The sequence below is a fragment of the Rhizobium sp. RCC_161_2 genome (assembly GCF_041355235.1).
In the GTDB taxonomy this organism is placed as follows: domain Bacteria; phylum Pseudomonadota; class Alphaproteobacteria; order Rhizobiales; family Rhizobiaceae; genus Rhizobium.
On sequence record NZ_JBFUPL010000010.1, the window covers coordinates 100538 to 125822 of the forward strand.

General features: G+C 61.3%; 21 protein-coding genes. 7 read left to right on the top strand and 14 right to left on the bottom strand.

The genetic code is table 11. The features are described 5' to 3' along the window. Window positions 1–195: 195 nt before the first annotated feature. The 3 genes from AB6803_RS23960 (at window position 196) to AB6803_RS23970 (ending at window position 7011) form a co-directional block, all read left to right on the top strand. Window positions 196–513, top strand: coding sequence for a YMGG-like glycine zipper-containing protein (locus AB6803_RS23960; RefSeq protein ID WP_007690049.1), 318 nt, complete (start codon window positions 196–198; stop codon window positions 511–513). 381 nt (window positions 514–894) lie between these two features. Continuing rightward, a complete protein-coding gene (locus tag AB6803_RS23965) occupies window positions 895–2763 on the top strand; it encodes an autotransporter assembly complex family protein (RefSeq protein ID WP_371111233.1) in 1869 nt (622 codons plus the stop codon). Window positions 2764–2826: 63 nt separating this feature from the next. Continuing rightward, on the top strand, window positions 2827–7011 hold the full coding sequence (locus tag AB6803_RS23970) for a translocation/assembly module TamB domain-containing protein (RefSeq protein WP_371111234.1): 4185 nt from the start codon (window positions 2827–2829) through the stop codon (window positions 7009–7011). 55 nt (window positions 7012–7066) lie between these two features. Here the strand turns inward: AB6803_RS23970 and AB6803_RS23975 are convergent, their stop codons facing one another. The 3 genes from AB6803_RS23975 to AB6803_RS23985 form a co-directional block, all read right to left on the bottom strand. After that, a complete protein-coding gene (locus AB6803_RS23975; protein WP_371111235.1) occupies window positions 7067–7795 on the bottom strand; it encodes a haloacid dehalogenase type II in 729 nt (242 codons plus the stop codon). Between the two features lie 102 nt (window positions 7796–7897). Continuing rightward, a complete protein-coding gene (locus AB6803_RS23980; RefSeq protein WP_371111236.1) occupies window positions 7898–8668 on the bottom strand; it encodes an AraC family transcriptional regulator in 771 nt (256 codons plus the stop codon). 107 nt (window positions 8669–8775) lie between these two features. Continuing rightward, complete coding sequence (locus AB6803_RS23985; protein ID WP_371111237.1) at window positions 8776–9204, bottom strand: Lrp/AsnC family transcriptional regulator; 429 nt, start codon at window positions 9202–9204, stop codon at window positions 8776–8778. A gap of 136 nt (window positions 9205–9340) precedes the next feature. Between AB6803_RS23985 and rocF the strand changes: the two genes are divergently transcribed. From rocF to AB6803_RS24000, 3 genes are all read left to right on the top strand, one after another. Further along, entirely contained in the window at window positions 9341–10276 is a 936-nt protein-coding gene (rocF, locus tag AB6803_RS23990) for an arginase (protein ID WP_371111238.1), read from the top strand. A 17-nt stretch (window positions 10277–10293) separates the two neighbouring features. Continuing rightward, on the top strand, window positions 10294–11496 hold the full coding sequence (gene rocD / locus AB6803_RS23995) for an ornithine--oxo-acid transaminase (RefSeq protein WP_371111239.1): 1203 nt from the start codon (window positions 10294–10296) through the stop codon (window positions 11494–11496). Window positions 11497–11632: 136 nt separating this feature from the next. After that, window positions 11633–12109, top strand: coding sequence for a chemotaxis protein CheW (locus tag AB6803_RS24000; RefSeq protein ID WP_007690066.1), 477 nt, complete (start codon window positions 11633–11635; stop codon window positions 12107–12109). A gap of 84 nt (window positions 12110–12193) precedes the next feature. On the opposite strand, the gene AB6803_RS24005 is transcribed toward AB6803_RS24000, so the two are convergent. The 8 genes from AB6803_RS24005 to AB6803_RS24040 form a co-directional block, all read right to left on the bottom strand. Continuing rightward, window positions 12194–13855, bottom strand: coding sequence for an OFA family MFS transporter (locus tag AB6803_RS24005; RefSeq protein WP_012652628.1), 1662 nt, complete (start codon window positions 13853–13855; stop codon window positions 12194–12196). A gap of 118 nt (window positions 13856–13973) precedes the next feature. Next, window positions 13974–14246: a formate dehydrogenase subunit delta gene (locus tag AB6803_RS24010; RefSeq protein ID WP_371111240.1), complete on the bottom strand. Its 273-nt coding sequence runs from the start codon at window positions 14244–14246 to the stop codon at window positions 13974–13976. After that, a complete protein-coding gene (gene fdhD, locus AB6803_RS24015; RefSeq protein WP_371111241.1) occupies window positions 14236–15063 on the bottom strand; it encodes a formate dehydrogenase accessory sulfurtransferase FdhD in 828 nt (275 codons plus the stop codon). Before fdhD ends, AB6803_RS24010 begins: the two co-directional genes overlap by 11 nt. 175 nt (window positions 15064–15238) lie before the next feature. Then, complete coding sequence (gene fdhF / locus AB6803_RS24020) at window positions 15239–18118, bottom strand: formate dehydrogenase subunit alpha (protein WP_371111242.1); 2880 nt, start codon at window positions 18116–18118, stop codon at window positions 15239–15241. Window positions 18119–18123: 5 nt separating this feature from the next. Further along, window positions 18124–19680, bottom strand: coding sequence for a formate dehydrogenase beta subunit (locus AB6803_RS24025; RefSeq protein ID WP_371111243.1), 1557 nt, complete (start codon window positions 19678–19680; stop codon window positions 18124–18126). After that, the gene (locus AB6803_RS24030) at window positions 19677–20156 is read right to left on the bottom strand and encodes a formate dehydrogenase subunit gamma (RefSeq protein ID WP_371111244.1); all 480 of its coding nucleotides are present in this window, start codon (window positions 20154–20156) and stop codon (window positions 19677–19679) included. The genes AB6803_RS24025 and AB6803_RS24030 overlap by 4 nt, the downstream gene beginning before the upstream one ends. Before the next feature lie 115 nt (window positions 20157–20271). Further along, entirely contained in the window at window positions 20272–21168 is an 897-nt protein-coding gene (locus AB6803_RS24035; protein WP_371111245.1) for a LysR family transcriptional regulator, read from the bottom strand. 179 nt (window positions 21169–21347) lie between these two features. After that, entirely contained in the window at window positions 21348–22226 is an 879-nt protein-coding gene (locus AB6803_RS24040) for an NmrA family NAD(P)-binding protein (protein WP_371111246.1), read from the bottom strand. A gap of 220 nt (window positions 22227–22446) precedes the next feature. Between AB6803_RS24040 and AB6803_RS24045 the strand changes: the two genes are divergently transcribed. Next, the gene (locus AB6803_RS24045; RefSeq protein ID WP_371111247.1) at window positions 22447–23370 is read left to right on the top strand and encodes a LysR family transcriptional regulator; all 924 of its coding nucleotides are present in this window, start codon (window positions 22447–22449) and stop codon (window positions 23368–23370) included. A 186-nt stretch (window positions 23371–23556) separates the two neighbouring features. On the opposite strand, the gene AB6803_RS24050 is transcribed toward AB6803_RS24045, so the two are convergent. From AB6803_RS24050 to AB6803_RS24060, 3 genes are all read right to left on the bottom strand, one after another. After that, entirely contained in the window at window positions 23557–23904 is a 348-nt protein-coding gene (locus tag AB6803_RS24050; protein WP_371111248.1) for a DUF3088 domain-containing protein, read from the bottom strand. A gap of 130 nt (window positions 23905–24034) precedes the next feature. Then, window positions 24035–24373 carry an ArsR/SmtB family transcription factor gene (locus AB6803_RS24055; protein ID WP_371111249.1) on the bottom strand — a complete coding sequence of 113 codons (339 nt, stop codon included), beginning with the start codon at window positions 24371–24373 and terminating at the stop codon, window positions 24035–24037. 102 nt (window positions 24374–24475) lie between these two features. Then, window positions 24476–25246 carry an SDR family NAD(P)-dependent oxidoreductase gene (locus tag AB6803_RS24060; RefSeq protein ID WP_371111250.1) on the bottom strand — a complete coding sequence of 257 codons (771 nt, stop codon included), beginning with the start codon at window positions 25244–25246 and terminating at the stop codon, window positions 24476–24478. Window positions 25247–25285 lie beyond the last annotated feature (39 nt).

The window sequence follows — 25285 nt, forward strand, 5'->3', positions numbered from 1 at the left end:
GCAATTTATTCCGTCTACCTATTGTAGATTCAGCTAGTTTAGCATTAAAGAAAATAAAGATGCCCAATGGACAATCATATTTTACGCGATATTTCTTCGTAGCTGCAGGACTGTAAGGACAGCCCATCGTGGTGGAGCTGAAGAATGGGACGGCGTTGGCCGGGGGTCCGGCTTAACTAACGTTGGAGAGAGTGAATGAAGAAAGTTCTTATGCTCGCATTGGTCGGCTTGTCGATCGCAAGCTGCACCCCGACTGAACAGGGCGCCGGCATCGGCGCGGCATCCGGCGCCATCATCGGCGGCGCGGTGACCGGCAACGTCCGCGGTGCGGCCGTCGGTGCGGCGATTGGCGGTGTTTCCGGTGCCGTCATCGGCAGCGTCGCCGAACAGCCCGGCCAGTGCTACTACCGCGACCGCTACGGCCGTCGTTACATCGATAATTGCCCACGCGGCGGCTACCGTGATGATGGTGGCTATCGTGGCGGCTACGGTGGCTACAACAGCGGCTACTGATCAACAGCCAGTAGAAATGACCAAGGTCCCGGGCCCAAAGCCCGGGATTTTTTGATTTCAGCCTCCTGGATTAAGAGCATCGGGGATGCAGCAACCTCCTCTTCACCGGCGGAAAATGACGGGCACCAACTGCCCTGTGGAAACAGCCGCAACGACCCGAAATCCCAGGCGCAAATCCGGGATTTGTCATTTCCCTGGCCGCCTTTTGTAAGTTTTCATGTCTAAAAAGGTACACGCGGGACGCTTTTGTCTCTATGGTGCCCGCGCGTTAACCCTGGGGAAACACCAAACTGAGTAAGTTCTCACATAACCGTAAAGCGGCGTATGCGTAAAAGAACTGACCCGAGAAAGAGTATTGCGTATCGGCGAGCAGGCACCGTAATGGCGGTTGCGGCAACACTTGCGCTCGCCCCGCTCTGTGCCAAAAACGCCTTTGCTTTCAAGCTGTTCGGCATGACCCTATGGGGCGAGGATGAGACGACGGACCAGGTTTCCGATCCCGTCCGCTACACGGTCGACCTCAAGACCGACAATATCGACAAGGACCTGAAGGAATCCCTGACTGACACGTCGATGCTGGTCGCCGACAAGAAGAAGCCGGTTTCCGGCGACCTTGGCGTCGTCATCAAGGCGCGCGACGATCGCGACCGGCTGATCGCCACTCTTTACGAGAAAGCCCGTTACGGCGCCGTGGTCACCATCACCGTCAACGGCACCGATCTGGATGCGCTGCCGCCGAACCCGACCTTCAGCCGCTCGAAGCCCGTCGCCGTGACCGTCAGCGTCGATCCCGGCCCGCTCTTCAAGCTCGGCAAGGTCAATCTGCTGGGCGACGCGGCCGACCGCAACGTCGCGCAATACGGGCTTGTGCCCGGCGGTGATGCCGGCTCGCTGACCATCATCAAGGCGGGTGACAAGATCGTCGCCGACCTCAAGAATGAGGGCCATCCGCTCGCCAAACTGGAGAGGCGCGATGTTGTCGCCGATCACGCGACCCGCACTGTCGAGGTGACCCTGAAGGTCGACAGCGGCCCGATCGCACCCTTCGGCAATGTCGGCGTTACCGGCCAAAAATCGGTCGATCCGGATTTCATCAAGCGCTATGCCCGCATCAACGAGGGCAAGCCCTATTCCCCGGACGAGTTGAAGAAAGCCTCCGACCGGCTGCGCAAGCTCGGCGTCTTTTCCAGCGTCACCATCCGCGAGGCCGAGAAGCTGGCGCCGGACGGTAGCATCCCGATGACCATCGAAGTCTCGGAAGGCAAGCAGCGCTATTTCGGCGTCGGCGCGCAATATTCCACCATCGACGGCTTCGGCCTGCAGGGCTATTGGGGCCACCGCAACCTGACCGGCCGGGCGGACTCTCTGCGCATCGAGGGATCAGTGTCCCGCCTCGGCGAAACCACCGATGTCGGCCAACTCGACTATAGCGCCGGTATTACCTACGTGAGGCCCGCAACCCTCTATCCCTCGGCGACCTTCACCACCGGCCTGAAGATGCAGAGCCTGCATCCTGATGCCTACGATGCCGATACCGCCACAGTGAGCGCCGGTCTTGCTTACGAGCTGTCCGATCAGGACACCGTCTCCGCCGGCGGCGAAGTGTCCTATGAGCAGGACAGCACCGACGCCTATGGCGATCAGAACTATCTGACGGTGGCGATCCCGCTCGAATATATCCGGGACACACGCGACAACAAGCTGGACCCGACCGAGGGCTACCGCGCCTCGATCAGCGCCAAGCCGAGCTATGAAGCGATGGGCGGCTCGGTGTTCAGCTCCTTCGAGGGCTCGATTTCCGGCTATCAGGGCGTCGGCGCCAACAACAACGTCGTCTTCGCCGGCAAGCTTGCCCTCGGCTCGCTGCTTGGGGCCAACAGTATCGAAGACATTCCGGCCACCCGGCGCTTCTATGCCGGCGGCGGCGGCTCGGTGCGCGGTTACGCCTATCAAGAAATCACGCCCTATAATTCCAATGGCGATGCGCTCGGTGGCCGTTCCCATGGAACAGCCTCCTTCGAAGCCCGCATCAAGATCACCGACACGATCGGCATCGTGCCCTTCGTCGATATGGGCAGCGTCACCGACAGCGCTTTTCCCGACTTTTCCGATCTTCGCATTGGCGCGGGCGTCGGTGTGCGCTACGCTACGCCCTTCGGCCCCATCAGGCTCGATGTCGCCGTTCCCCTGAAGAAATATCCTGATGGCACGGCATATGGCATCTATGCCGGCATCGGCCAATCCTTCTGACCAGCCGTATGATCGGAGATCAGTTCAGCAGGCGGTTACAAAAGTGAGGTTACTGTCGCTCTCATGAGCATGTTGATTCGAATACTCGGGAAATTGTTGCGCTTCGTCGGCTATGTCGTCGTGGCAATTCTCGTGCTGGCGATTGTCGCCGTGCTTGTCGTCGGCTTTGTGCCCGGCGCCACCGGCTATGCCGTGAACCGGGTGGCCAAGCTCGTCTCGACGCCGGACCGCATCATCACGATTGCCGAGCCATCCGGACTTCTGACCGGCAGCCTCCGGGTCGGCGCCATTACCGTTGCCGACACCAAGGGTACCGTTGCGAAAGTCCAGAACCTCGCTGTCGACTGGTCACCGCTCTCATTGCTGACGGGCACTTTCCATGCCGATCGCGTCGCCGCCGACGTTGTGGATTTCCAGCGCCTGCCGGTGTCGACGGCAAAAGCCGAACCTCAGGCGACGACAAGTGAAAGCAGCGGCTTCTCGCTGCCCATCGCCGTCGATATCGCCGCCGTTGCCTTGCCGGACCTGCGCATCGGGCAAGCCATCGCCGGCCAGGATTTCGCCCTTGCCGCCAATGGCAGCGTCAAGGCGAACAATAGCAGCATCGACCTCGTCCTCAATGCCAATCGCCAGGATGTTCCCGACGCCAAGCTCTCGACCAACATCTCCTTCGCGCCGGCCGAAAACCGGCTGAACCTGAAGGCCGATGTCGCCGAACCCCGCGATGGCTTGCTCGCCGGACTGCTGCACCTGCCGGGCGGCCCGGCGATCGACATCAATCTTTCCGGCGAGGGTCCGCTGTCCAACTGGGCCGGCAAGCTTCAGGCAGCACTCGACGACAAGCCGACGGTATCGATCAACGGTCATCACACCCTGTCGGCGGATGGGCTGCACCATATCGACGTCAAGGGCGGCGGCGATGTCGATTCGCTGCTGCCGCCGACCTTGCGCCCGCTGTTTGCCGGCCAGACAACGATCGACCTTTCCGCCACCTTCGACGGCAAGGGCAAGATCGATATCCAGACCGGCAATCTCGCCACCGGCAGCGTCGTCATCGCTGCCTCTGGCACGCTCGATCCCTCGGGGAACAACAGCCTCAACGCCAACCTGCTCGGCACGTCGGGTCCGGTCGATTTCCGCTGGCCAATGGAAAACGGCGAGTTGCGGGCGAAGATTTCGCGCGCCGATGTTGCGCTGACCGGCGCCTCGCAGGCGGTGAAGATCGACGCCAAGGCCACACTCGAAAGCGCCAGCGCGCCGCAGGGCCAGATAGGCCAGATAAATCTCAGCGCCCAAAGCGACGCCTTCAACCTGACCACCGCATCCGGCCCGCTGCAGCTTCGTCTCGTGGTCGGCCAGACCGCATTCGTCAGTCCCGATCTCAATCGGCTGATCCGCGCGCCGATTTCGCTGACCGCACCCCTACAGATCTCGCCCGACAGCATCGGCTTCAACAACACGACATTGGAAAGCGCCAGCATCGGCGGCACCGTCAACGGCAAATATACGCTGTCGACGAAGGCGCTGACCGGCAACTTCAAGCTCTTCGCCCTGCCCGCCGTGCTGCCGGACGGCGTGTCGAACAAGTTCGAGGGAACGATCTCGCTGGAAGGTCAGGTCGCCGGCACCGTGCCGACGAAGATCAACCTCTCCAATCTGGCAGTGAAATCGAATGTCGGCGAAATCAACGGTAATGCCACGCTCGACGGCCAGACACTGGCGTCGAACCTGACGGGCAAGCTGCTCGACCTCTCCAAGCTGATCCCGAATGCCGAGGGACAGGCGGATATCGGCCTCAAGACCAAGGGACCGCTGACTGCGCTCGGCGTCGACGCGACGATTAAGGCCGTCAACGTCAAGCTCGCCGGGCGGTTGCTGGACACGCTTGACGTCGCGCTAACCGGCACCGCCGATCCGAATGCCCCGCAAGCGAATGTGCAGGCAAACGGCGCGATCGACGGCAAGCCGATCAGCATCACCGCCAACGCCATCTCGCAAGGCGGCCGCACCAGCATTCCAGCGCTTGCCGTCGAGATTGGTCCCAACAAGCTGCAGGGCAAGCTGGATTTCACGCCGAGTTTCGAACCATCAGGCGCGCTGACCTTCGATCTTCCCGATCTCAGCCTCATCGCCGCCCTTGCCGGGCAGAAGGCCGCTGGCGACCTGAAGGGTACGCTCGATCTCTCCAACGCCAATGGCAAGATCGGCCTGAAGGTCGATGCCACTGGTGGTGGTATCCGCCGCGACGATCTCGTCATCGACAAGCCGGTCATTGCGCTCACGGTCGACGACCTGAAATCCTTTTCCGCCAATGGCAGCATCCGTGCCGGCACTATTGCATCCGGCGCCAATCGCATCGCCGATCTCGGCCTGACCTTTACGCAGCAGGGTAGCCGCACGGTGTTCGATCTCAAATCGAGCTATGACAACGCGCCACTCACCGCCAGCGGCAATGTCGAGACCGGCGGCGGCCAGACGGTCGTCAGCCTCGACAATTTCGCGGGTGCGCCGCGCACCATTCCAGTAAAGCTCGCCTCGCCCACCAAGATCACCATCAAGGACGGCACGGTCGCGCTGAACGGCCTGACCATCCAGACCGGCGGCGGCTCCGTGGTCGTCGACGGCACCGCGGGCCAGGCGCTGAACATCAACGCCAGGATTGCCAACCTGCCCGCCAGCCTCGCCAATGTCTTCGCCCCGACGCTTGCCGCCGAAGGCGCGATCTCCGGCACGGTGACCGTCACCGGCAAGCCGGCCTCGCCCGTTGTTGGCTTTCAGAGCAATTGGTCAGGGGCTGCCACCAGCCAGACGAAATCGGCCGGGCTCGGTCCCCTAGGCATCAAGGCGAACGGCAAATTTGCCGACAACGTTGTCACCATCGACACCAATCTCACCGGCCAGAGCGGCCTGGCGCTGAACGGAGGCGGCACGGTCGCCGTTGCCGGCAGCAAGGCGCTGGCGATGAAATTTTCCGGCAACCTGCCCTTCGACGCGCTCGCGGGCCAGCTCGCGGCGCAGGGCTTGGTGATGACCGGCACGGCGAAGATCGACCTGCAGATCGGTGGTACGACAACAGCGCCCGCCGTCACCGGCACGATCACCACCGATGGCAGCCGGCTTGTCGATGTCCGCCGCAACCTCACGCTCAACGGCCTTGCCGTTACCGTCACGCTCGACGGCAAGCAGGCGGTGATCTCGCGCCTCAACGGCAATCTCGCCAGCGGCGGCAGCGTCTCGGCGAGCGGCACGGTCGGCATCGTCGCGGATAGCGGCTTTCCCGCCGATATCCAGCTGAAATTCAACAATGCCACCTATGTCGACGGCACGCTGGTGACGGCAACCGTCAACGGCAACCTCGGTATCAAGGGTTCGCTGATGACCGCGCCGGTGCTGACGGGCAATCTGAAGCTCAACAAGGCGTCGATCACCGTGCCGGAAAAGCTGCCGGCCTCGCTCTCCGAGATCAACATCAAGCATAAGAACGCACCGGCCGCCGTCACCGCCCAGTTCAAGGACCAGAAACCGCAAGGTCCGAGCAGCAAATCCACCAGCCTCGGCATCGAGATGCAAATCGACGCGCCGTCACAGATCTTCGTGCGTGGCCGCGGCATCGATGCGGAACTTGGCGGCAGCATCACGGTTCGCGGCACGGCGGCAAATCCGGTCGTCTCAGGCGGCTTCACCATGCGGCGCGGGCGCCTGACCATCCTCAGCCGCCGTCTGGATTTCACCGATACCAGCAAGATCACCTTCGGCGGTGACCTGACGCCGGCGCTTAACATGGAAGCCACCTCGTCGGTCAGTTCCACGACCATCACCGTGGATGTCACGGGCCTGGCGACCGACCCGCAGATCGGCTTCTCCTCCTCGCCTGCCCTGCCACAGGACGAGGTGATGGCGCAGCTGATTTTCGGCCAGTCGATGTCGAAGCTTTCGGCGATGCAGATCGCCCAGCTCGCCGATGCCGCCAGCCAGCTTGCCGGCGGGCGCTCCACCTCACTGTTCGACGGTCTGCGCAGCCATCTCGGCGTCGACGATCTCGACATCTCCACGGATTCGAACGGCCAGGCGCAGGTCGGCGCCGGCAAGTACCTGAACAAGCGCACCTATATCGAACTGCAGCAGGGCTCTTCCAACAACACCAAGGCGATCATCAATCTCGATGTCGGACGCGGAGTGAAGCTGCGGGGTGCAGCCGGCTCGAATGGCGCGGGCGAAGCAGGCGTCGTCTATGAGCACGAATATTAGGCGACATAGCCGGAAAAGCCTGCTCACAGGCATCCCCGGCCATCGGATATGCTAGTCAGGCGCCAACGGCACTGCGATGCGCGTCGGCAAATTCGCCAAGGCTCTTGAACACGAAGTCCACCGTCGGGATGTTCGACGGCACGGGTGTGGCTCCGCCACCAGGCCGTCCGGAACGCCGGTCGATCCAGGCGCGGGCCAGGCCCGCTTTTGCCGCCGGCACATGATCGTGGTGAAGGCTCTGTGCGACGTGAAGCACGTCCGAAGGCGCTATTGCGAAATCATCGCGCAAATGATCGAGCAGATAGGTGAAATTGCGCGGATCGGGCTTGTAGGACCCGATGTCTTCGGCTGTGTAGACCGCATCGAAATTCACCCCCAGCTTCCGATTGCTGGCCGCAAAGCTGGTGCGATCGACATTCGACAGGATGATGATCTTGTAGTGCTTCTTCAGATAGGTAAGCGCGTCGGCGGAATCGGGAAATGGCGGCCAGTCCGGAACCGACAGGCCAAAGCGCTCATGCATCTCCGAGGAGGCACGCACACCCCAGAATTTGGCCATTCGCGCATGCACGACCTCGAGTAGAGAAGAATACCGCAACGACGGCGTCTCAACTTCCTGCTCCATCTCCAGCCGGCCGAAGAGTTCGAGCGCCTCCTCGCGGTCCATGGTCAGCCCGCCTTCGCTCAAGAGCGGTTGAAGCGCGTTCCAGAGGCCGGTCTCCCAATCGATGAGCGTGCCGTAGCAATCGAAGGTGAGAGCCTTGAAATCAGTCAGTTTGGTCAAGCGGGCCTCCTGAAGCCAGATGTTTGTCTGGCCGAATTTCGCAGGAATCGGAGCTCTTGTGATGAGGCGAAGCTCCGATTGACTTGACCGAACCTCCGATCCTCAGTCCGGAACGGACCTGCCATCCCTATCGGCATTGCGGAAGGCCGATGGGGTCACACCGAATCTTTGCTTGAACTGCCTGTTGAAGGACGAGGCGTTTCGATAGCCGAGATCATAGGCGACTTCCGAAATCGGCAGTGATGTGTTGACGAGCAGATCGACGGCGCGGTCGAAGAGCTTCCGGAGCTGGTATTGCCTCGGCGATTGACCGACCGTTTCCCGAAACAGCGCATGGAACTGGCTTTGTCCAAGACCGGCCTTGCGCGCCATGTTCGTCACGCTGGTCTGCCCAAGGTCGTTTCCTAACGCGCCGGCCGCGTCAAGAACACGCCGTTCGGCCAGGCTCCGGGATGGAGCAGCCGTCGCCGGCTCCTGCTTGAGGAGCTGCAACCCGCTCAACGCCAGATGGGCGACATCCGGAGCGCGCCGCCCATCCGCCTCGACCTCCCGGCCAAGCTGGTTGAAAAGCCGCCAGAGCCAGGGCTCGATCCTGACCGTCAAAGCCGACGCGTCGCTCAAGACGGACGGAACAAGCGCGTCGGGAAGGGACCCAAGCTCCACGTCCATGACCATGAGGCTGCAATCGGCGCTCGGTGTGAAATTGTGCATGCGGTCCTGCGGGATGATCACCATGCTATTGCTTGAGACGACATCGGCCCGGCCTTCGACATCGACCAGCATGGAACCGCGCATGGGAAACAGAATCTGGCTATAGTCGTGACGATGGCGATCCGGGCCGGCATATTGCCGGATTTCGAGATTGATTGACATGTTGACCTCGGGGCAAGCCGCTCCATCTGACCGATTATGTGCGCGGGCATCATTCGCAGTCAGTATGCTTCAGAACGAATGATCAGACCACCGCTGCGGGCTCGTATTCAAAATCCCATCTTGCTCGTTTTCAGCAAGATATTAGACTCCGTCGTGTTGATGCCATTGATAAGCCGGATGCGACGCAGCGTTTCGTCAAAGGAGGCGAGGTCGCGGTCTTCGAGTTCGGCAATGAAATCCCACTTGCCGTTGGTGCTGTGCAGCGCCCTCACCTGCGGCAGGCCACGAAGCTGATCGGCGACCTTGTCCGCCAGCTTGCCGAGCACTTCGATCAGCACGATGGCCCGGACGCCGGCGGAGCGGGTTTCGTGGCCGGTTCGGATGGTGAAGGCGGTGATGGTGCCGGTGTCGACCAGCCGCTCGATGCGGGAAGTAACGGTCGCGCGCGAGGTGCCGGTCGCGGCCGCAAGCGATGAGACGGAAGCGCGGGCGTTGTGGCGCAATGCACTCAGGAGGTCGCGGTCAAGATCATCCATGGACTTATCATTCTGCCAAAACGAACTTATCAATCTGTCGAAAACTACTCGGTTTTCGACAATTTTCCATCTTTTTGCTGTCGCCTCCCTGACCAATAATGCGAATCAACAGCCCTAACCCTTTGGAGCGCCGCCGATGAGCGTAGAACCCACATCCGTCACCCTGATCGGCGTCCCGCTTGAGGAAGGCTCCGGTCGCCGCGGCGCCAGCATGGGGCCGACTGCCCTGCGCATCGCCGGCATCGCGACGATGCTGACCGAGCTCGATCATCGCATTACCGACAGTGGCGACCTGCATCCCGCCCCCGCCGCCGACCTGCCGGACGATCCGAAGGCGCATCATCTAAAGATCGTCGGCGCCTTCACCCGCGCGCTTGAAGCCAAGGTCTATGACGTCGCTTCATCCGGCGGATTCCCGCTGATCCTCGGCGGCGACCACAGCCTTTCGATGGGCAGCGTCTCCGGCATGGCGCGCCATGCGGCAGAGGTCGGCCGGCCACTCTTCGTGCTCTGGCTGGACGCGCATTCGGACTTCAATTCGCCGGCGACATCACCGTCAGGCAATATTCACGGCATGCCCGTCGCCTTCTTCTGCGGCCAGGCGGAGATCGCCAATGTGCTGCCGGCCGGACGGCCGCTGGTCGATCCGAAGAAGGTCTTCCAGGTCGGCATCCGCTCCGTCGATCCGCACGAGCGCGAGCAGATCCGCGAGCACGGCGTCAACGTCTTCGACATGCGCTCGCTCGACGAACAGGGTGTGGCCGCGATCATGCGCCGGGTGCTCGACACGGTCAGCGCCGCCAACGGCCTGCTGCATGTCAGCTTCGACGTCGATTTCATCGATCCGGACATCGCGCCGGGTGTCGGAACGACGGTGCCGGGCGGCGCGACCTATCGCGAAGCCCATCTGATCATGGAAATGCTGTCCGATAGCGGCCTCGTCTCATCGCTCGATCTCGTCGAGCTCAATCCCTTCCTGGACGATCGCGGCAAGAGCGCCCGTGTCCTGGTGGAGATGGCGGCAAGCCTGTTCGGCCGACGCATCTTCGACCGCCCGACAAGGGCCGCATAGTTCTGGGGGAAGCTACCATGAGCGCACCAGCCGATCTGATTGCCACCGAGCAGCGTCTCGGCGCCCATAACTACAAGCCGCTCGACGTCGTGCTCACCCGCGGCGAAGGCGTCTATGTCTGGGATACGGACGGCAAGCGCTATCTCGATTGCCTCTCGGCCTATTCGGCGGTCAACCAGGGTCATTGCCACCCGAAGATCCGCGAGGCGATGATCGAGCAGGCCGGCAAGCTGACGCTCACCTCCCGCGCCTTCCGCAACGACCAGCTCGCCTATCTCTATGAGGAACTGGCGGCGCTCACCGGCTCCCACAAAATCCTGCCGATGAACTCCGGCGCCGAAGCGGTCGAGACCGCGATCAAGGCGGTGCGCAAATGGGGCTACGAGGTCAAGGGCGTGCCGGAAAACCAGGCGGAGATCATCGTCTTCGCCGACAATTTCCATGGCCGGACGCTGAGCATCATCAGCTTCTCGACCGATCCGGATGCCCGCGCTGGCTTCGGTCCCTATACGCCGGGTTTCCGCGTCGTGCCCTTCGGCAACGCCGATGCCTTAGCCGCCGCGATCAACAGCAACACTGTTGCGGCCCTGATCGAGCCGATCCAGGGCGAAGCCGGCGTCATCATCCCGCCTGCCGGTTATTTCACCCGTTTGCGCGAACTTTGCACTGCCAACAGGATCACGCTCATCCTGGACGAGATCCAGACCGGTCTCGGCCGCACCGGTAGGCTGCTGGCCGAAGAGCATGAAGGCATCGAGGCCGACGTGACGCTGATCGGCAAGGCGCTGTCGGGCGGCTTCTATCCGGTTTCCGCCGTCCTCTCCAATTCCGAGGTGCTCGGCGTGCTGAAACCCGGACAACACGGCTCCACCTTTGGCGGTAATCCGCTCGCCTGCGCTATCGCCCGCGCGGCTCTGCGCGTCCTCACCGAAGAAGGCATGATCGAGAATGCCGCTGTCATGGGGGATTATTTCCTCGAAGGCCTGCGCTCGATCCGCTCCAACATCATCAAGGATGTTCGCGGGCGCGGCCTGATGCTGGCTGTTGAACTGGTACCGGAAGCCGGCGGCGCGCGGCAATATTGCTATCAGCTCAAGGACCTCGGCCTGCTCGCCAAGGACACCCACGACCATACGATCCGCCTCGCTCCGCCGCTGGTCATCACCCGTAATCAGGTCGATTGGGCGCTGGAGCAGATCGATAAGGTGCTGGCGCGCTGAGCTCAACCTTTAGAAGAAACTAAACTACGCACGAGCCGAAATCACTTCCATAGGTTTAGGTTTGAGCAACATTCTTGCGCTATCGTCTTGGATAGAGCGCCGAATTTGGCGCCATGCGTCAACGGGAAGAATGTTCATGGCCACGATCAACTCCACCAGCTTCAGCGGCGATACGCTGGAGATCATTGCCTTCCGGCTTCACGATCAGGAATTCTGCGTCAAGACCACCACGATCCGCGAGATCCGCGGCTGGGCGCCGTCGACGCCGATCCCGCATGCACCGGCCGATGTCATCGGCGTCATGAACCTGCGCGGTTCAGTCATCCCAATTATCGATCTCGCCTACAAGCTTGGCATGGAGAGCACGGTCGCCAATGAACGCAGCGCCATCGTCGTGGCGGAAGTCCATAACATGGTCATCGGCATGCTGGTCGATCGCGTCTCCGACATTCTGACGATCGCTGCCGACCAGGTCCAGCCCGTCCCCGAAGTCACCGCCTCCTTCGACCGCGCCTACTGCGAAGGCATCATCGCCACCGAAAACGGCATGATCTGCTTCCTGAACCTTGCCAAGATGTTCAAGGAAGGCGAAGCCGAAGAACTCGCCGCCTGAGCGCCTGCTTTTCATTTCAGTCCCCACGAAAAAGCCGCCCCGGTCGTCCGGGACGGCTTTTTTCATGCAAGTAGCGTGCCGGTTTCAGCCGAACAGCGCAAAAGTGCTTCTGATCGTCACCCAGACGCCCCAAAGTAGCGGGATGCCGACGATCGCCCAGGCGATCAGCGCCTTGCCGTCGAACCCGCCCTTGCCGATGCCGAAGGAGCCCGTCGGGCCGGCATTGGCGGCTGCGGTCTTTGCCTGTAGCGCGGCCACTTCCTCATCCGACATGAACCACTTGTCCGCAAGCGGCCTCACCAGGGAGTTGGCAATCAGGCCCAACGCCAGCATGCCGGCGAGGATATACATGGTGAAGGTGTAGAGCTGTGCGCCTTCGACGCCAGCAGCCTTCTGTGCCTCACGGATGTAATTGACCACCACCGGACCGACGATCCCGGCCGTCGCCCAGGCCGTCAGCAGCCGGCCATGGATGGCACCGACGAACTGCGTGCCGAAGATATCGGCGAGATAGGCCGGGATGGTGGCAAAGCCGCCGCCATACATCGACAGAATGATGCAGAGGGCGCCGACGAACAGGACCTTGCTGTGAATGCCCGCCGCCCAGGGAGCAAGCAGGTAAAGCGCAATGCCGATCAGGAAGAAGCAGTAATAGGTGTTCTTGCGGCCGATCTTGTCGGAGAGCGATGCCCAGAAGAAACGCCCGCCGATATTGAAGAGCGACAAGAGACCGGCAAAGCCCGCGGCAATCGCTGCGATGGCCGCCACCTGTTCCTTGCTGAGATCGCCGAACTTCACATCCGGCAGGCCGATCAGCGCACCGCCGAAGATTTCCTGCAGCATCGGCGAGGCCATGCCGATGACGCCGATGCCGGCAGAAACGTTGAGGCACAGCACCGCCCAGATCAGCCAGAACTGCTTGGTCTTATGGGCGTTGCGCAGATGCACATGCTTGGTCGTGATCATCGTGCTCTTGGCGGCGGGCGGTGTCCATCCCTCAGGACGCCAGCCGGCCGGCGGCAGGCGATAGCCGAAGGCGCCGCCCATCATGAAGACGAAATAGATCGCCGCCATGACGATGAAGGTCTGCCAGACGCCGACCGAACCGTCGACGCGGAAATTGGTCATCAGCAGGTTGGCGAGCGGCGCGCCGATCATTGCTCCACCGCCGAAACCCATGATCGCCATGCCCGTCGCCATGCCGCGCCGGTCGGGGAACCATTTGATCAGCGTCGAGACCGGCGAGATATAGCCGAGGCCCAGCCCGATGCCGCCGATCACGCCCGCGCCGATCCACATCAGCCAGAGCTGATGATAGATGACGCCGATCGCGGCAATCAGGATGCCGCCACACCAGCAGCAGGCCGAGACGACACCGGCCTTGCGCGGTCCCGCACGCTCCAGCCAACCGCCCCAGATGGCGGCGGAGGAGCCGAGCAGCACGAAAAACAGCGTATAGATCCAGCCGAGATCGCTGACGCGCCAGTCGCAGCTTGTCGTGACCAAAGCGGAAAGGAGATTGAGGCTGGCGCATTCAGCCGAAGGCGGCGTCGTTGTGCCGAGCGCCTTCGACAGCGGCAGCCAGAAGACGCTGAAGCCATAGGCCATGCCGATGCAAAGATGGATCGCCAGAGCCGCCGGCGGCACCAGCCACCGGTTGAAGCCAGGCTTGGCGATGATGCGCTCGCGATCGAGCAGTCCCGGCGCCGCCGCGCCCCTTGAAATATCCGTTTCCGCAGTCGCCATGAACAACTCTCCTTGTTTCAGAGACCTGAATTCCCCAATAATTCCGCCTTGTACAGCAGCTACGGACAGATTTCCCTCTCCATCCAATAGATTTTAAAAATCAAAGACAAAGGCCGGATCAGTCTCGCTTGGCCGGCTCGGGTCTGTGGATCAGCGCGGAGGCCTCGATGACGAGAGGGCTCAAGTCGCTGTCTCCATGATCGATAATCTCGAAAAGCTGACGCCGCATGCGCGGCTCCCAGAATTTGTTGATATGTGTCGCGACACCCTGCGCCGATTCATGCGCCGGTTGCGTCTTGAAGAAGGTGGCGATCTGGTTGGCCATATAGACGAGCTTCGTCGCGGTCTTGCCATATGCCGCTTGATCATGGGATGTTTCGTCAGGCGACATCGGCGATGCTCCCCGGGGTAATGCGATGCGGATGGGTGAAAATCTCGAAATCGTCGCCGCGCACCAGCGCCACCAACGTCATGCCGGCCTCGTCGGCCGTGCGGATGGCAAGCGCCGTCGGAGCGGAAATGGCGACCAGAACCGAACTGCCCAGGATCGCCGCCTTCTGCACCATCTCGACCGACAGCCGGCTGGTGACCGCAACGACGCCGTCGGCGCCCTTGTGACCGGAGCGAATGACGGCGCCGCAAAGCTTGTCCAACGCATTGTGCCGCCCGACATCCTCGCGCACGGCGATCAGCCCCTGCCCCTGAATATAAAAGCCAGCCCCGTGCACGGCGCGCGTCTCGCGATGCAGCGGCTGTGCGTCATTGAGCAGCGCAATGGCGCGAACGATATCCTCATGCGACAGCGTCAGCTCGACGGCGGACACATCCGGCACCTTGCGCACCGCCTGCTCGATCGACTCGATGCCGCAAAGGCCGCAGCCAACCGGCCCGGCCATATGCCGCCGCCGGACGCGCAGCGCATCGGCGACATCATCGATGAGAGTGATCTGCACATCGATCCCCTGCTCGTCTTCGACCGGTTCGACAGCGGCGATCTGACCGATATCGGTAATGATGCCCTCGGTCAGGCTGAACCCGACAGCGAAATCCTCGAGATCGGCAGGTGTTCCCATCATCACCGCATGCGAAGAGCCGCCATAGGAAAAGGCGATCGGCACTTCCTCCGGGACAATGCGCGAGCCGGAGCGGACGACGCCGTTGCGGCGCGCGGTTTCAGGGACGGTGGTCGTAGGGGTGAACTTGGTCATGTGGCAACCCTCCCTTCTCCCCATCGGGGAGAAGGTGGCGCGAAGCGACGGATGAGGGGGACGAGGAGCGATAGCTCCGAGCGCAAAAGAGCAGTTTCCGCCGCGCGGAGAGACCTCCTCATCCGCCCTTCGGGCACCTTCTCCCCGAGGGGAGAAGGGGTAAACGCATCCATCCTCACTCCGCAGCCTCCATTTTTCCGACAATCCGGCGAGACTGCCGGGCCTGTTCGTCATAGTCGATCTGCCATTGCGACGGGCCGTTCGATGGCGAGACCTGGACGGCCGTGACCTTATATTCCGGGCAGTTGGTTGCCCAGTCGGAATAGTCGGTCGTGATGACGTTCGCCTGCGTATCGGGATGATGAAAGGTCGTATAGACGACGCCCGGCGCGACGCGGTCGGTGATCAGCGCTCTGAGCGTCGTGTCGCCGGAGCGACTGGCGAGCTTGATCCAGTCGCCGTCGCGAATGCCGCGCTGCTCGGCATCGTGCGGATGCATCTCCAGCCGGTCCTCGGAATGCCACATGACGTTCTCGGTACGCCGGGTCTGCGCACCGACATTGTACTGGCTGAGAATGCGTCCGGTCGTCAGCAGCAATGGGAAGCGCGGGCCAGTGCGTTCGTCGGTCGCGACATATTCCGTGCGGATGAACTTACCCTTGCCGCGTACGAAACCGTCGACATGCATGATCGGCGAACCCAATGGCGTCTTCTCGTTGCAGGGCCACTGCACCGAGCCCATCTTCTCCAGATAGTCGTAGGAGACCATCGCGAAGCTCGGCGTTGTCGCGGCGATTTCATCCATGATTTCGGAGGGATGCTGATAGTTCCAGCCAAGCCCCATGGCCTGCGCCATCTTCTGCGTCACTTCCCAGTCGGCATAGCCGTTGCGCGGGCTCATCACCTTGCGCACGCGGTTGATGCGACGCTCGGCATTGGTGAAGGTGCCGTCTTTCTCGAGGAAGGTCGAGCCCGGCAGGAAGACATGGGCGTAGTTGGCGGTCTCGTTCAGGAAGAGATCGTGGACGATGACGCATTCCATCGCGGCAAGGCCGGCGGCGACATGCTTGGTGTCAGGATCGGATTGCAGGATGTCTTCGCCCTGGATGTAGAGGCCCTTGAACGTGCCATCGACGGCGGCATCGAGCATGTTGGGGATGCGCAGGCCCGGCTCGTTGTTGAGCTTCACGCCCCAGAGCTTTTCGAAGATATCGCGGGTCGCATCGTCGGAGATATGGCGATAGCCCGGCAGCTCATGCGGGAAGGAGCCCATATCGCAAGAGCCCTGGACATTGTTCTGGCCGCGCAGCGGGTTCACGCCGACACCGGGACGGCCGATATTGCCGGTCACCATCGCTAGGTTGGCGATCGCCATGACCGTGGTCGAGCCCTGGCTGTGCTCGGTGACGCCGAGGCCGTAGTAGATCGCGCCATTGCCGCCCTTGGCGAAGAGGCGGGCAGCGCCGCGCACCAGATCGGCGGGAACGTTGGTGAATTTTTCCGTCTCTTCCGGGCTATGCTGCAGCTCGGCAACGAAAGCGGCCCAATCTTCGAATTCCGACCAGTCGCAGCGTTCGCGGATGAATTTCTCGTCGAACAGGCCTTCGGTGACGATGACATGGGCAAGCGCCGTCAGCAGGGCGACATTGGTGCCGGGCTTGAGCGGCAGGTGATAGCTCGCCTCGACATGCGGCGTACGCACCAGATCGATGCGGCGCGGATCGATGACGATCAGCTTGGCGCCCTGGCGCAGCCGCTTCTTCAGGCGCGAGCCGAAGACCGGATGGCCATCGGTCGGATTGGCGCCGATGACGATGACAACGTCGGAATGCTCGACGCTATCGAAATTCTGCGTGCCGGCCGAGGTGCCGAAAGCCTGGCCCAGGCCATAGCCTGTGGGCGAGTGGCAGACGCGGGCGCAGGTGTCGACATTGTTGTTGCCGAAGCCGGCGCGGATCAGCTTCTGCACCAGGAAGGTTTCCTCATTGGTGCAGCGCGACGAGGTGATGCCGCCGACGGATTCGCGGCCATATTGATACTGGATGCGCCGGATTTCCGTGGCAACATGGGCGAAGGCCTCATCCCAGGTGACTTCACGCCAGGGGTCGGTGATCTTCTCGCGCACCATCGGATTGAGAATGCGGTCCTTGTGGGTCGAATAGCCATAGGCGAAGCGGCCCTTGACGCAGGAATGGCCGCGATTGGCCTGGCCATCCTTCCACGGCACCATGCGGACCAGCTCCTCGCCACGCATCTCCGCCTTGAAGGAACAACCGACGCCGCAATAGGCGCAGGTGGTGACCACGGAATGCTCCGGCTGGCCGATCGCAATCACCGACTTTTCCGTCAGCGTCGCCGTCGGGCAGGCCTGCACGCAGGCGCCGCAGGAAACGCATTCGCTGTCGATGAAATGCTCATGCATGCCGGGCGACACGCGCGAACCGAAACCGCGACCCTCGATGGTCAGCGCAAAGGTGCCCTGCACCTCTTCGCAGGCGCGCACGCAGCGGGAGCAGACGATGCACTTCGAAGGATCATAGGTGAAATAAGGATTGGACTCGTCCTTCGGCATCCATTTCAAGTTGATGTCGCCGCTGTTGCGCGCCTTGACGTGATTGTCGCCCTCGTAGCCGTAACGCACGTCGCGCAGGCCGACCGCGCCGGCCATGTCCTGCAGCTCGCAGTCACCATTGGCGGCGCAGGTCAGACAGTCGAGCGGATGGTCGGAGATATAGAGCTCCATCACGCCGCGACGGATATCCTTCAGCCGGTTGGTCTGCGTGTGCACCACCATGCCCGGCGAAACCGGTGTCGTGCAGGACGAAGGCGTGCCATTGCGGCCTTCGATTTCGACGAGACAGAGGCGGCAGGAGCCGAAGGCATCGACCATGTCGGTGGCACAGAGCTTCGGCACCTGAATGCCGGCTTCCATCGAGGCGCGCATGATCGATGTGCCCTCGGGCACGGTGATCGGACGGCCGTCGACGGTCAGCGTCACCATGGTTTCGGAGCGGGAGGCCGGCGTGCCGTAGTCGATTTCTGGAACGAGAGACATGGATCTTACTCCGCCGCTTCAATCAAAGGGACCGGAGAAAAATCCTCCGGAAAATGTGTCATCGCGCTCATCACCGGATAGGGCGTGAAGCCCCCGAGCGCACAGAGCGAACCGAACTTCATCGTGTTGCAGAGATCGGCGAGCAGAACCCGGTTCTTCTCGGGCTCGATCCCCTGAGCGATCTTGTCGGCCGTCTCGACACCGCGTGTCGAACCGATGCGGCAGGGCGTGCACTTGCCACAGCTTTCGACCGCGCAGAACTCCATGGCGAAGCGCGCCTGTTTCAGCATGTCGGCGGTGTCGTCGAAGACGACGATGCCGGCATGACCGATCAGACCGTCCTTGGCCGCAAAGGACTCGTAATCGAATGGCGTGTCGAACAGTGCTCGCGGGAAATAGGCCCCGAGCGGCCCGCCGACCTGCACCGCCTTCACCGGCCGGCCCGTTGCCGTGCCGCCGCCGATCTTGTCGATGATATCCCCAAGCGATAGGCCGAAAGCCGTCTCGTAGAGGCCGCCATATTTCACATTACCGGCAATCTGCAGCGGAATGGTGCCGCGCGAACGGCCCATACCGAAATCGCGGTAGAAGGCAGCCCCCTTGTCCATGATCACAGGCACGGAGGCGAGCGAGATAACGTTGTTGATGACGGTCGGACAGTCGAACAGGCCCTTATGCGCCGGCAGCGGCGGCTTGGCGCGCACGATGCCGCGCTTGCCTTCCAGGCTGTTGAGAAGCGCCGTCTCCTCGCCGCAGACATAGGCGCCGGCGCCGGTGCGGATCTCGATATCGAAGGCCTTGCCGGAGCCAAGCACGGAAGCGCCGAGAATGCCGGCGCCCCGAGCGATCTCGACCGCTTGTGTCATCGCGGCGATGGCATGCGGATATTCCGAACGCGCATAGACGAAGCCCTTGGTCGCGCCGGTCGCAAGGCCAGCAATCGCCATGCCCTCGATCAGGACGAAGGGATCACCCTCCATGATCATCCGGTCGGCAAAGGTGCCGCTGTCGCCCTCGTCGGCATTGCAGACGATATATTTGCGGTCGCCCGGCGCATCGAGCACCGTCTTCCACTTGATGCCGGTCGGAAAGCCCGCGCCGCCACGGCCGCGCAGCCCGGAATCGGTAACCTCTTTGACGATATCGACCGCCGCCATGCCAACAGCGCGACGCAGCCCCTTGAGACCGCCATGGGCTTCATAGTCTTCCAATGAAAGGGGATCGGTGATGCCGCAGCGGGCAAAGGTCAGGCGGGTCTGTTCCTTAAGAAATGGGAGGTTTTCGACCTCCCCAAGACAGAGCGGATGCTCGCCGCCTTCAGCGAGCCCGGCGTCGAACAGTGCCGGCACATCCTTGGCCTTCACCGGCCCATAGCCGATGCGCTTGCCCTGAACTTCGACTTCCACCAGAGGCTCCAACCAGAACATGCCACGCGAGCCATTGCGCACAATCTGCGCATCCAGGCCACGGCTGGCAATCTCCTGCGCGATAGCGTTCGCCACCTTCTCGGCACCGAGCGAAAGAGCTGCGGCATCGCGGGGAACATAAATCTTCACCGTCATCGGCGCGCCTCCTTCACGAGGTCTTCGGCACCGTCATCGTCGAGCCGGCCATACAGCTCGCCATCCAGCATCGCAGCCGGAGCGCAGGCGCAGAGCCCGAGACAGTAGACTGGCTCCAGCGTCACACTGCCATCAAGCGTCGTCTGATGAAAATCGATACCGAGCAGCCGCTTGACGCGCTCAGCCAGCTGATCGCCGCCCATCGACTGACAGGCCTCCGCGCGACAGAGTTTCAGGACATGGCGGCCGGCGGGATGATCGCGGTAGTCATGATAGAAGGTCATGACGCCGTGCACTTCGGCGCGCGACAAATTCAGGGCCTTGGCGATCAGCGGCAGCGTATCCTGCGGCACATAACCGAACTCCTCCTGGATCCCGTGCAGGATCGGCAGGAGCGGACCTTCCATCGATTTCATGGCTTCGATAATGACGCCGGCACGGGCCGCGATTGCGCCCGAGCCAAGATGCAAACTCATAAGCAGCCCTCCCAGGCTTCCTCCTCAACACGCGCCGACGCATGTTTGCACAGCAAGACTCGCAGGGAAGCAGCGGGGGATCAATAAGGCAGTCCCGTCAAACGATAGAAAATTCCTATCGACCCTTATCGCTTTCCGCGAGCAATCGCGCCTCGTGCAACAGGGCCGAGACGAGCGGGGTAAACGGCTCACGATGGGTGGCGACCAGGCCGACGAGATGTTCGGCGTCCGGCTCGGTGATCGGGATCTTGCGAATATCGGCGGGAAAACCGAAGGAATCGGCGATATTCTTCGGCATGATGCTCGCCCAGCGCCCGGTCTGGACATGGGAAAACAACACGATCATCGAATTGGATTCCAGCGTCGGTCTGGCCGTCGCGCCGGCTTCGGCAAGGTGCCGATTGATGATGCGGCGGTTCTGCATGTCTGCGGTCAATAGACAAAGCCGAAGATCGCCCACTTCTTTCCAAGTCACAGTCGCGCGCTCGGAAAGCGGACTGCCCGCCGCCGTGATCAGATGGTAGCGCTCGGCATAGAGCGGTACGCTGGTGACGCGCCCAAGCGGCTCGTTTTCCAGATAGGTGATGCCGGCATCGATCTCGAGATTTTCGAGCAGGCTCAACACCTGCAGCGAATTGCGCGAGATGATGGAGAAGGTGACGTCGGGATGCCGCTCCTGAAACGGCGCGGTGATCTTCGGCACCATGGCAAGCGCCGTCGGGATGGCCGCGATGCGGATATGGCCGGCGAGCCCCTTGCGTGCCGCCCGCATCTCCTCGCGCATGGTCCTGGCATCGCCGACGATCCGCCGTGCCCATTCGAGCACGCGCTGCCCTTCCGGCGTCAGCCCCTGGAAGCGTGAGCCACGGCTGACGAGCATGACCCCGAGTTGATCCTCAAGCTGCCGGATCGCCGCCGACAAGGTCGGCTGTGTCACCCCGCATTCCTCCGCCGCACGGCCGAAATGCTTCTGGTTGGCAAGCGCGATAAAGAATTCCAGCTTGTCGATCATTCAACTCTCCCGAGAGGAAGAGTTAAACAGGCTGACGCTGGAGTGCAATCGCCACAACAGCGATTGCAGCGGCTTTGCGCCCGATACGGTCTTCAAGCTATCGCAAAAGCACCTTAGGACATGACTTTTGTGACAGACTCTCCTCTCGGATTCCACGGGGACTAAAAGGTGCGTTGAGACTATTCGCTGCTATTATTGCTCTGGGCAACGAGCGCAGAAATCACCTCGATAAGGGGTGTGGACCCCTTGGTCGACGAGCGCCCTTGATCGGCAAATTCAATCCAGCTCTCGTTAAAGCCGTCGAGCATGCGGACCCGCGGCCCAGGATTTTTCATTCCCTGTGACCGAAACAGACCCTCCCACGTTTCTCGGGGTATGGTCTCAACGCTAACTGACCGATTCAGAACTGCGCCGAATGCTGATGCCAGATCATCTGGCGACACTCGTTCCGGTCCTTCCAACTCGACTATCCTCGTTCCAATCCAGCTTTGCTGGAGCAGTTCAGCAGCAAGGCGGCCGACGTCCCTGGTGGCGACCATCGGGAAGGCTTTGTCGGCAGGCTGCAGGAAGCTCTGGAGAATACCCTGGTCTCGTGCCGTAGCGACATCCCACATCGCATTCTCCATGAACCAGGCGGGCCGCAAAAAGGTGACTGGGATGGCGATGTCGGAGAGAGCCGTCTCCAGCAGTTGCCGTTGTGTCAGCAAGTTTTCGTGCGTTGCGTCAGCGCCGATAGTCGAAAGGCAGACGACCTTTGATGGGCGGGCAGCCGTCAATGCGGCCACGATCGCATCGATTACCTTTCTGGCCTCGGGAAAACCTGGTTCAGGATCGAACTCGGATGGAGGCAGAATGAAGACACCCTCAGCACCGGCGAAAGCCGCGGCAAGCGCGGTCTGGTCTTCGATGTCGGCCAAGTTAATTTCACAGCCCTGTGCCTTCCAACCTGCGGCCTTCGCATCGTCGCGCAAAACGGCACGGACAGCCTGTCCGGCTGCGAGAAGTGTGCGGGCGACTTCACCGCCAACCTTGCCGGTTATTCCCGTGATTGCAAACATGATGGTTCTCCAGAAAGTTTTGAAAGGGTGTCATTACGGCAGGCTTTCTACCTGACCGCCCAACATCACGATGGGTTGCAGCTTTATATTCCAACTCCTGCGATGACACCGGATCATAATAGTCAATTAAGCGATGATATAATATCATCGCCAAGATGTCGGAATCGCGCAGTGCAGCGCGGCAGCATTCGGCTGATCGGCAGTAAGGGGGAAATGCAGAGTGCCTTTCGATGCGCGACTGTTAACAGGTGTGGGCGTCTTCGCTGCGGTCGCAGAGGCCGGCAACTTTGCCAAGGCTGCAAAGATATTGGGACTAACACCCTCGGGTGTTAGTCGGTCGATAGCTCGCCTCGAAACACGCATCGGCGTGAGGCTATTCGATCGAAATTCTCGCGTCGTGACCCTTACGGAAGAGGGCCGCCGATTTCACGCGCGAGCCATGCCTTTGCTTGCCGGTTTGGAGGAGGCAGCGGTAGACGCATCTGGTGCATCCATGGTCGTTAGTGGTCGGCTGCGGGTATCGATTGATCCCTGGTTTGCGCGGATGGTGGTAGCTCCGCGCCTACCCGAATTCATGGCGAGATATCCCAAGCTGTTTGTCGAATTGACGAGCACTAATTACCGCGAAGACATGATGTTGGGTGTCGACGTTGCGGTTCGTTTTGGGAGCCCCGACGTTGCGTCTCTGATCGTGCGAAAGCTACTCGAGACACCTGTCATTACGTGCGCTTCACCAGGCTATATCAAACGGTGTGGAGAACCACAAACACCGCATGATCTAATTCATCACGAGGTTCTTTTGTTTCGCGACCCACAAACAGGTCGGCCTTTTCAATGGCAATTTCAGCGTGGCGCGGAAATTGTCGAGGTTGAGGTTGCTGGCCGTGTAATGATGGACGACCCCACTGTTGCGCTAGAAGCTTGCCTTGCAGGTCAAGGGGTATTCCAGAGTCTGGCGGTTGGTCTCGCCCCTTGGCTATCCCGCGGGGACATTGTGCAGATTCTACCCAGTTGGTGTGAAGAGAAATTTCCGCTTTACGCTTACCATCCGTCGCGGGCGTTGCCGCCAGCAAAGGTCACGGCGTTCTTAAATTTCATTCAAGCAATAGCAGGTGCGGAGGATCGGCGCGATGCGCCAACGTGACGCGTTGTGACACCGTCGCCCTAAATAGACAACCGTTTCAGCGCCAGTCACCGAAGTGATTAATGAGCTTCAAACTATGCATTCTGCAACTAGCTAGAGTGAAGCGGATAGCGTCAGCGCGCGTCCGGCGGTGCAACGTTCCGGCTACGAAGCACTCGGCCATCTCAGGAGCTTCCGGGTTCTCATTCAGGGATGAGGATCGGGAAACCCATGCCGCTCGGAAAGTGCGGCGAGGATCTTGTCCTTATCGGATATGAAGGCTTTCCCTTGAAATACGCCGGTTTGATATTTTGACGTTTCACCATCCGCCAGGACCAGCAGCGGCAAGGACTGATGTTCTTCTCCCACCACTGCGATAACGGGAAGCCTTGGCCTCGGCCACGCAATCCGTTCGACATCAAGCCGTTGCGCCAGCGCCGGAAACGATATCAGGACACCTTCCATCAAGGCACAATGCCAGCAATAGAAGCGACGGCCGGGATAGGTGGGGTCTTCGAAATCGGGACGGAGTAAAAAGAGTCTGTCGCGGGTCATCGTCGGCTCCTTCTATCTCGGACGCCACACGCGAGGGATGGAAAGCTTGGCCACTTCGCACGATCGGGAACCATCGCTCATGACAGTCGTTGCTCTATAGACATGACGGCAAGCATCTCCGCCGCCACAATCAACAGTCGAGACCGGAGAAGGCCTCCCGCAACGATTCGACCACGTCGCAGATTTCCGAACCGGCGACGGCGTAATAGACGAGGCGGCCCTCGCGGCGCGTTTCGACCAGCTTCTCCAGCCGCAGCCGCGCCAGATGCTGCGACACCACTGCCTGCTGCAAACCGAGGATAGCCTCGATCTCCATCACGGTCTTTTCGCCCTTGGCCAACAGGAAGAGAATGATCAGCCGCGTCTCATGCGACAAAGCCTTCAACAAAACGCTCGCCCGTCTGGCCTTCGCGTTCAGTTCTTCAACACTATGCTCCGCAATACCGCCGGGCGGTGGAGACAACGACATAGGACAGCCTCTGGCGACAAATTCGCATCCTGATATGCGTATAATATTATGAATGGGATGCTCGTTCAAAAAGTGATGGAGCACCAAAAAAGGTCCATTTTATCAGCAGATAAGCTGCCCACCATTAATCTCGATCACCTGTCCGGTGATGTAGCCGGATAAGGTCGGTGCCGCCAGGAAGAGATAGGCGGGGGCGCAATCCTCCGCCGTACCCAGGCGCTGCAGCGGGATCGACCGGCGGGTCTGCTCGAGCTTCTCCTTTGAGGAGTAGCGCTCATGGAAATCCGTGGCGATGGTTCCCGGCGAGACGCAATTCACCCGGATACCGTCCGGCGCCAGCTCACGCGCCAGCGCCTTCGAGTAGGTGGCGACGAAAGCCTTGGAGGCGGAATAGATCGCCGATCCCGGACTGCCGCCGGTGAGCGCCGAGATCGAGACCGTGTTGACGATTGCCGCCTGCCCCGCGTTCCTGAGCTGTGGCAGCAAGGCCCTTGTCACCTCCACGACCGACGTCTGGTTGAGCTGGACGATCCGGCCATATTGCGCGTCGGTCAATTCGCCGGCGGGAAAGCGGCCGAGCATGGTGCCGGCATTGTTGACCAGCACATCGATGCGGTCGAACACGCCGGCAGCTGCGGCGGCGAAATCCTTCGTGCCGCTCTCGCTGCTAAAATCAGCCGGAATGAGAAAAGCGCGGCGGTCGAGTTCGGCCTCCAGCAGAAAATCCGGCAGCTCGCGGTTGCCCTCGCGTCCGACATGGACGAGCACGCGCGCGCTGCAATCGAGAAACTGCCGCGCTATCTCGAGCCCGATGCCGCGGCCGGCGCCGGTGATCACAACGTTGCGATTTTCGAATAGCTTCGGATGAAACATGATGGCCCCCTCAAATCGCAGAATCCGCGCCTCAGCAAT